This is a genomic window from Colwellia sp. C1TZA3 (assembly GCF_007954265.1).
Taxonomy (GTDB): domain Bacteria; phylum Pseudomonadota; class Gammaproteobacteria; order Enterobacterales; family Alteromonadaceae; genus Cognaticolwellia.
This window is the reverse complement of record NZ_VOLS01000055.1, coordinates 19,899-28,481: the sequence shown is the minus strand read 5'-3', so window position 1 is coordinate 28,481 and position 8,583 is coordinate 19,899. Positions and strand designations below refer to the sequence as shown.

The following is an 8,583-nucleotide window of genomic DNA, read 5'->3' as shown; positions in this document are numbered from 1 at the left end:
ACTAGTTAAAATAGCTCAAGGCTGTGTTGCTCTCACTCCCAATAGCCAGCTATTGCTCAATCGAGCGCCTTACCTTGAGTTATTTTTCCTGCGCACAACAAGATCACAAACTTAATGGAACTGGTATAAGACACCTGTCATACCAAGTTGATTAATTACCTGCTCATTTTTAATGGTTAAAATGAATAACTACAGCGTTATAAAATTTATAAGGAGAATAACTACTGACTAAATTTTATGTCTTGTATTTCTTCATTTTTCCTCATGAAAAAGGTGGTCACTTAATTAATCAACTTGGTATTAGAGTTTTTTTGTTCATTGTTAACTCTGCTGTTGTGCTCGTTAAGAAGCCATTTTTTAAACATTTTTTGCTACGTTGTTCAGTCCTATAATGATTAATATAGCCAATATTTTAGCTAAGTATCGGTGATCGAAAACATATTTAGGCAAAAAAAATAGCCGATCTAAAAATGGCTCTTATAGATAGTACGGTAACGCACAGAGCCAACAACTCTAGTACCTTATAATAGATTATTGGCTGTAGATTTACACACCAAAAACAGTTGTTATTTATTGCGTCGGCTGTTGCTGCACTGCTAATAAACGACACAACACCATAAACTCCATTTAACAGGAGAAAATATTATGCAAAGTGAAAAGCATATAGAAAGAGATATATCACATATTCCAAAATTAATTGAGACAGGTGATATTGCGATGCTAGTTTCTCAGTCTGCTCACGGAGTATTAAAAAGCCGACCGATGGAAGCTGTTGAAGTTAACTCCGAAGGGGAGATCTTCTTTTTTACAACATTATCTTCAGCATTAATCCATGAGTTAACTGAAAACGACCATGTTAATCTCAGTTTTATCAAAGAAGATCATAACTTCATCTCAGTATCTGGGGTGACACAGGTCATTCAAAGCAAAGATGTGATAGTTAAATTTTGGCAATCACGTTATGAAACGTGGATTCATGAGGGGCTAGATAACCCAAGTATTGTTTTACTGAAAGTTAATTCAGTCAGTGCAGAGCACTGGAGTCACAACACAATGTTAAGCAGCATAAGGCAATTATTTACCTCGGGTTCTTCTGATTCCGATAATGTTCATGAATCAATTGAGCCTTAATTTAAATAATTAACCAGTAATCAATGTAATTCATTCAATTTAGAGCCCAATCAACGTTGTGTTTAATTAAGTGTGTATCGACAAGTTTTTTAGATTGAGAGGCGTATTTATAGCCACAATAAAAATGAAAAATTGTCGATCACATTATGTCAAACACATTATATAGATACGCTTTATTATCACTAAATGTCATCACCAGGAAGTGAAATAGTTAAGACAACAGGGTGAAAATGAAAGCGCAGTTTTTAGCATGGCCAGTAGGCAAGCTTGCGAAAAAATGAGGTTTTTTTGTGATACTAGTTCTTTGTGGTGCTGGCATGGTGACTGCCTGGTTTGCACGACATTTACCCGTTACCGAACAACAACTATTTCCTCTTTTGGGCAACCTAGCCACGATGGCATTTCGCACGGCTGACGCGATGGGCACACAATTAAAATAGTCTACTCGGTAAGTATTATTAATGACGGTGGTTTTAGTACGTTAATGCAAGAATTTATTACGGCAGTTAATCGCAAGTTAGCTATAAAGGTTATTGTTTTTAACCATGCCAAACTCGGGCTCATTCAGCTAGAGAGGGGTGGAGTGTCGAACACCCCAAGCAGCGAGTAAAAGCACTGGGATAAGCCTTTGTTAGCAAACTGCCTGTGTGATCGATGTCTATGTCGATCCGAATTAATTATACCAATTTGATTAATTAAGTGATCTACTTTTTCATGAGGAAAAATGGATAAATACAAGGCATAAAATTTAGTCAGTAGTTATTCACCTTATAAATTTTATAACGCTGTAGTTATTCATTTTAACCATTAAAAATGAGCAGGTAATTAATCAACTTGGTATTAGTCATACCGCTAAAACTCGAACTGTCTCAAGCAGTAAACTATTTGATTGCTACAGCCAAAGATTTTTCAAATTCAAAGACTAAGACTTTGTTAGGTATTTTGTAAGCTATAACTGAAATAGCACCAAACTTTAAATGCCAAGGAAGCAAGAAAAAAAATTCAATTGTAATTAATGTAAGTAATTGCAAAACATTCTTTTTAATAATTTTTGAGGGCAAATACATGCTTTTTAATCATTCGTTCAGCACAGACTGTCCTATTCGTCAGAAAATTCGTCAGTTCTACCGTATCGATGAAAGTGTCGCGGTAGAGCACCTTTTACCGTTGGCAGAGGTTAACGACAATGCTGTAAGCAGGGCGTGGGGGAAAGCCCGTAAAATATCCCTAAAAATACGTAGAGACGAATCGGGAAACGGTGCTGTCGATGCTTTACTGGCAGAATACACACTATCGAGTGAAGAAGGTGTGGTGTTGATGTGTTTGGCCGAAGCCTTATTGCGGGTACCAGATAAGCATACTCAAGATGCGCTAATTAGTGACAAAATATCTCAAGGACAGTGGAACAGTCATATAGGCAGCAGTGATTCACTGTTCGTTAATGCCTCATCGTGGGGATTATTAGTGACCGGCACTATGGTTGATTATGCTGATGAACGCGAAAAAGATAGCTTTGGTTTATTGAAGAAGGTTATTGGTCGTTTAGGTGAGCCTGTCATTCGCAAAGCAATGAACTATGCCATGAAAATTATGGGTGAGCAGTTTGTTATGGGCGAAACTATTCAAGATGCCACTGATCATGCGGCCAAGAAAGAGCGGCAAGGCTTCGTATATTCTTACGACATGCTCGGTGAAGGTGCGCGCACCATGCATGATGCTGATAAGTATTTTAAAGCTTATCAAGTGGCCATAGATGCCATTGGCGCAGTTGCTCTTGCGTCGGGTAAGAACGACCCTCGTAAAGTGCCTGGTATTTCAGTTAAACTTTCTGCTATCCATCCTCGTTATGAATTTGCGCAAAAAGATCGGGTAATGACTGAAGCTGCTGCCAAACTTAAAACACTTTGTTTGCAAGCCAAAAGCTACAATATTGGTTTAACTGTCGATGCGGAAGAATCTGAGCGATTAGATATATCTCTTGATGTTATTGAGGCGGTTTTTAGTGATGATGAATTAGCAGGTTGGAATGGCTTTTCGATGGCGCTGCAAGCTTATCAAAAACGCGCCATTTTTATCGTTGACTGGTTACGTGAACTAACTTTGCGTGTTGACCGAAAAATGATGGTGCGCTTAGTCAAAGGTGCTTATTGGGATACTCAGATCAAAAACAGCCAAAAAGGCGGTTATCAACATTTTCCCGTGTTCACCCGTAAGGCTTCTACTGATGTATCTTACCTTGCCTGTGCGAAAAAATTATTAGCATATAGAGATACCATTTTTCCGCAGTTTGCTACACATAATGCTTATACAGTTGCGACTATTCTTGAACTGGCGGGCGACGACAAAACAAGTTTTGAATTTCAATGTTTATATGGCATGGGGGGGTCGTTATATGATCAAGTTGTTACCAATGAAAATGTTCAATGTCGCGTCTACGCACCAGTGGGTCCACATAAAGATCTACTCGCCTATTTAGTTCGTCGTTTATTAGAAAATGGCGCTAACTCTTCTTTTGTCAATGCCATTATTGATGAGTCACAACCGGTTGAATCTTTACTTGTCGATCCCGTTGAAAAAATACATCGCTTAAAAGACAAATATAATGGCCAAATAATAAAACCCATTGCGTTATACCATGATGAAAAAGGTCTCGGTCGCGATAATTCCAAGGGCCTGGATTTAACAGATATCAATACAGTAACCCCGTTAAAAACATCACTAGATAAGTGGGTTTTAGATAACTTGTACTCTGAAAATGATGTGCCAGAAGGGTCTGTCGCTATTAGAAACCCAGCAAAGCATAGTGAAATCATAGGTTTTGTGCAACGTCACAGCAAGGATGAAATGCTGGCGATGGTCGATACCGCTCAAACCGCATTTGCTGCATGGTCACAAACGCCTGTATCCGAACGCGCGGCATTATTATGCCGTATTGCTGATGTTCTTGAACATCATATCGACGAGCTAATTGCTTTGTGCATTAAGGAAGCGGGGAAAACGGCTCAAGATGGTATTGATGAAGTCAGAGAGGCGGTTGATTTTTGTCGTTATTATGCTCAACAAGCGATTGAACTTGCAGAAGATAATCGTTTAGAAGCTCGTGGTGTGGTGTTATGTATCAGCCCTTGGAACTTCCCGTTAGCTATATTTATAGGTCAAGTGACTGCTGCGATTGCTACGGGTAATACGGTGTTGGCTAAACCAGCCGAACAAACAAGTTTAATTGCGTTGCGCGCTATTGAACTAATGACGTCTGTCGGATTACCTGATGGCGTTGTACAAGCGGTTATTGCTAAGGGTAGTGAAGTGGGTAGTGTTATTATTCCTAATGCACATATTCAAACAGTTGTTTTTACGGGCTCTATTAAAACAGCGACTATGATTTCGCAAACTTTGGCTGATAGAGGCGGTGATCAAGTGCCATTTATTGCTGAAACAGGCGGTCAAAACTGTATGATAGTTGACTCTACCGCACTACCCGAACAAGTCGTTGATGATGTTATCTCTTCAGGGTTTCAATCTGCAGGTCAGCGCTGCTCTGCGCTTCGGGTGTTATTTTTACAAGAAGATATTGCTGATGATGTGATCACTATGCTCAAAGGTGCATTAGCAGAGTTACATGTCGGTAATCCAGAAAACTTAAGCACTGACGTAGGTCCAGTTATTGATCAAAAAGCGCTAGATGCACTCAATGCCCACAGTGACTATATGAAAACTCACGGTCAACTACTTTACCAATGTGCTATGGCTAACGAGATAACAGATAAAGTAGATCAACACGAACATTGTTTTTTTGCGCCGCGACTTTATGAAATTAAAGATATTAGTGTGCTTGAAAAGGAAGTATTTGGTCCTTGTGTGCATGTTATTCGCTTTAAAGGTACTGAAATAGAAAATGTTGTTGAAAAAATCAATGGTACAGGTTTTGGTTTAACCATGGGTATTCATACCCGTATTGAACAACGAGGCCTTAATTTAGCTAAGCTATCACGTGCAGGGAATGTTTATATCAATCGTAATATGATCGGCGCTATTGTCGGTGTGCAACCTTTCGGTGGTCGTAATCTTTCAGGTACAGGGCCAAAAGCAGGCGGCCCAAATTATTTAGCGCGTTTAGTTAAAGAAAAAGCCACCCCTAATGCCGAACAATTTAACTTGCTACCTTGGCAAGTAGAAGCTTTAGTTGGCGATGAGCAATCAGAAAATGAAGCTGCATTGTTTATGGATAGGGCTAGTGTGGCAGAAAAAATCTGGCGACTGACCGAGTTAGATAGCCGTATATCTTGTATTATTAAGTTGTTAGAAAAAATTGCTCATAGCAATATTGTTGATGATTTAGCTGACGATTTAACTCTCACTTTAACGGCGGCACGTTCACAATTAATTGATATTGAAAAACACTTGAAGGCGCCAAGAATTTTACCGGGTCCAACCGGCGAATCTAATATGCTTTATTTGGAAAATCGTGGCAACATTATCTGTTTTGCTGATGAAAATGTTACTTTTCACTTTTGGCTACTTGCTGTTGTAACGGCTTTGGCAACGGGTAATGCGGTTATTACGGTTGTTTCTGACTTGTTTTATGATGAAGCAATAGCTTTTAGAGATGAATTCATTGCCACTGGCGAAGATGAGAATGTTTTTCAAGTGGCCAAGTTATGTCATTTAACAACCTTGCTAGCACAACCTGCATTATCAGGTGTCGTTGTTGAGAGCCATTGCGAGCGTAAACATTATATCAGTGAGAAATTAGCCGAACGTCAAGGTGCAATTTTACCCGTGATTAGTTCAGAGTATTTTGATAATTTAACCCAGCGTTTATTAACAGAAAAAACAATTAGCATTAATACTACCGCTACTGGTGGCAATACATCACTTATGACCTTAGAGGAAGAAAATTAGTTATTGCTTAAATGTTAAGTCTTAAAAAAAGTCAAAATATTTCCAGTAATTAATACGAAAGACTAGCAGGGTAAATCGCTAGTCTTTCACTTTTTAACGTTATAAAACAGCACTTAAAACAGTTAGTAACGGTCTCAGGTATGGGGCCCTTTAATGCTGCATTGACTATCTTGCTTACATTTATAATTTAGTCGACCAATCTTTATTTCCGCTAGCCAACCTTTATCCAACACAACCATTACTTAATAGTCATTCGAACAGACGTCATCGTTTGTTCGATATCGCACAGAGCCTAAGCTCATAGCACTTTACAATGTATCACTTGTCGCAGTGGGAAATGCCTCTTAGCACTCGGCTTATTTTAGAAGAATAAATGGCACTCGGGTATTAGAACAACTGACATGAATAGTTTTAGTACGGATTCTTAATACAGAATATAAACATTAATAAACTAAAAAGGAAAAATTACTATGACTAACATCGATATTGGTATTGACGAAAAAGGCAGAAACGAAATCGCTGAAGGATTAAAGAAGTTATTAGCAGATTCTTATACACTTTATTTACAGACCCACAACTTTCACTGGAATGTCACGGGGTTGAGATTTAGAGAGTTACACCTGATGTTTGAAGAGCAATATATGGAATTGGCCATTGCGGTAGATGACATTGCTGAACGTATTCGCACTCTCGATGTTGCGGCGCCAGGCACTTATAAAGAATTTTCCAGATTAAGCTCAATCCACGAGGTGGATGGTGTTCCAAATGAGGCCCAAATGATTGAAGTATTAACCGTTGGTCACGAAACCATTATAAAGACCGCGCGTGATGTTTTGAAGGTGGCTAACGAATCAGCCGATGAATCAACCATATCTCTTGTTTCAGATCGCATGCGAGTTCATGAAAAAACATCGTGGATGTTGAGAGCTTCAAATAAATAGATTAAGCGTTTCACCCCCTATTTTCTCAAATAAAATCAGCTATGTATACTCGCTCCACTTCAAGATGTAGGTTTTAGTAAGTCGAGAAAGGGTTAGGTACCAGGCATGGATTGAAGACGACACCATGGATGGTGAAGGTAGGGCGAAGCAGAATGCCAGAGCCGAGAATAGTTGTTCTCGGCAACTGCATCCTGCGCTGCTCTAATAACCATTATCTTCGTATCGCGCCTTGATCTGATTTCCTAGCTTAGCTCTGAAACTGCACTTTAAAGTGGAATGGTTATATAGGCTGATTTTTAACATTATACCAATTTGATTAATTACCTGCTCATTTTTCATGAGGAAAAATGGATAAATACAAGGCATAAAATTTAGTCAGTAGTTATTCTACTTATAAATTTTATAACGCTGTAGTTATTCATTTTAACCATTAAAAATGAGCAGGTAATTAATCAACTTGGTATTATTTACTCATATCAACTAGAAAGGATGCCAGCTTAATGGGCACGTTCTCACGCTTCGTAATTGCTATTGTTCTGCTGCTTGTCGTTATCGGCGGTATTTTTGGCTACAAGCTCTATCAAATTGATCAAATGCAGGCTAAGTTCTCACAGCCACGCCCAGCCACCGTCGTTGATGTGACTAAGGTCTCTACCGTCTCCTGGCAACCAAGCATTCAATCAATCGGCGGCATCAGAGCTATTAATGGTGTCAGAATTGCGAATGAATTGCCTGGTGTGGTGACGGAGGTATTGTTCGAATCGGGTCAACGCGTACAAAAAGGTGACGCCTTAATTCGCCTGAACAGCGATATCGAACAAGCCGCGCTTACAACACGTCAGGCTGAGGTACAGTTTGCCTTGAAGGAATTTCAGCATAACGCCGACCTGATTTCCAAGCAGGCGGTGTCACAAATCGCCTTTGATAAAACCAAGGCTGCGAAGGATACCGCTATAGCACGGATGCAAGAAGCTGAGGCTAGGCTTGGCAAAAAAGTACTCAGAGCCCCTTTTGACGGTGTACTCGGACTCCGTCTGGCGGATATTGGTGAATACCTATTTGTAGGTACGCCGATTGTTGAAATCAATATGCTTAATCCGATTCTGGTGCAATACACACTGTCTGAAAAAGAGCTTGCTAGTGTCAATATTGGTGATCCCGTTGAAGTTACTGTGGTAGCAACAGGTTCACCGGTATTTAAAGGCAAGGTTAGCGCTATTAATAGCTCGATCACGTCTGAAACCCGTACAGTTCAGCTGCGCGCGCAACTTCTCAATCCGCAGCAAGACCTCAAGCCTGGCATGTTCGCTACTATCAGCACCTTGGCAGAGGGTGTGCGGCAGGTGGTTGCGATTCCAAACACGGCACTGTCGTTTAACACCTACGGCAACTTCGCCTATGTCTTAACTGAAAATGAAGACGGCCAACTGGTGACTGAGCGGCGGACATTAGAAACCGGTGCTACACGGGAGGGCATGACGGAAGTTAAAAAAGGGTTACAACCCGGAGAACGTATTATTGCGTCTGGCCTGCTGCGCCTTAGGGCTGGACAATCAGTGCACATTAAGCAGAGAGACACGCCCACTGGCGGTGTTGGAGTAGAATAACC

At 40.1% G+C, this 8,583-nt stretch carries 6 protein-coding genes; all 6 read left to right on the top strand.

Annotation, left to right across the window (positions count from 1 at the left end; all coding sequences use genetic code 11):
* The first annotated feature begins 645 nt into the window (after positions 1 to 645).
* The 6 genes from ESZ39_RS14215 to ESZ39_RS14195 all read left to right on the top strand — a co-directional run bounded on the left by ESZ39_RS14215 (position 646) and on the right by ESZ39_RS14195 (position 8,581).
* Positions 646 to 1,131, top strand: a complete 486-nt coding sequence (locus tag ESZ39_RS14215) for a pyridoxamine 5'-phosphate oxidase family protein (protein WP_146880564.1) — start codon at positions 646 to 648, stop codon at positions 1,129 to 1,131.
* A gap of 290 nt (positions 1,132 to 1,421) precedes the next feature.
* Positions 1,422 to 1,571 (top strand): hypothetical protein, encoded by a 150-nt coding sequence (locus ESZ39_RS17835; protein ID WP_191321802.1) that lies wholly within the window; start codon positions 1,422 to 1,424, stop codon positions 1,569 to 1,571.
* On the top strand, positions 1,562 to 1,741 hold the full coding sequence (locus ESZ39_RS18410; protein WP_411266884.1) for a thiamine pyrophosphate-dependent enzyme: 180 nt from the start codon (positions 1,562 to 1,564) through the stop codon (positions 1,739 to 1,741). Before ESZ39_RS17835 ends, ESZ39_RS18410 begins: the two co-directional genes overlap by 10 nt.
* 455 nt (positions 1,742 to 2,196) lie before the next feature.
* Entirely contained in the window at positions 2,197 to 6,033 is a 3,837-nt protein-coding gene (gene putA / locus ESZ39_RS14205) for a bifunctional proline dehydrogenase/L-glutamate gamma-semialdehyde dehydrogenase PutA (RefSeq protein WP_146880562.1), read from the top strand.
* A gap of 470 nt (positions 6,034 to 6,503) precedes the next feature.
* Positions 6,504 to 6,974: a Dps family protein gene (locus ESZ39_RS14200; RefSeq protein WP_146880561.1), complete on the top strand. Its 471-nt coding sequence runs from the start codon at positions 6,504 to 6,506 to the stop codon at positions 6,972 to 6,974.
* A gap of 500 nt (positions 6,975 to 7,474) precedes the next feature.
* Positions 7,475 to 8,581, top strand: coding sequence for an efflux RND transporter periplasmic adaptor subunit (locus ESZ39_RS14195; RefSeq protein ID WP_146880560.1), 1,107 nt, complete (start codon positions 7,475 to 7,477; stop codon positions 8,579 to 8,581).
* Positions 8,582 to 8,583: the final 2 nt, after the last annotated feature.

What these genes read in the sequence shown, in the direction of transcription:
- ESZ39_RS14195 (WP_146880560.1), top strand. Translation starts at nt 7,475, where the DNA reads ATGGGCACGTTCTCACGCTTCGTAATTGCTATTGTTCTGCTGCTTGTC.
- ESZ39_RS14200 (WP_146880561.1), top strand. Translation starts at nt 6,504, where the DNA reads ATGACTAACATCGATATTGGTATTGACGAAAAAGGCAGAAACGAAATC.
- ESZ39_RS14215 (WP_146880564.1), top strand. Translation starts at nt 646, where the DNA reads ATGCAAAGTGAAAAGCATATAGAAAGAGATATATCACATATTCCAAAA.
- putA (WP_146880562.1), top strand. Translation starts at nt 2,197, where the DNA reads ATGCTTTTTAATCATTCGTTCAGCACAGACTGTCCTATTCGTCAGAAA.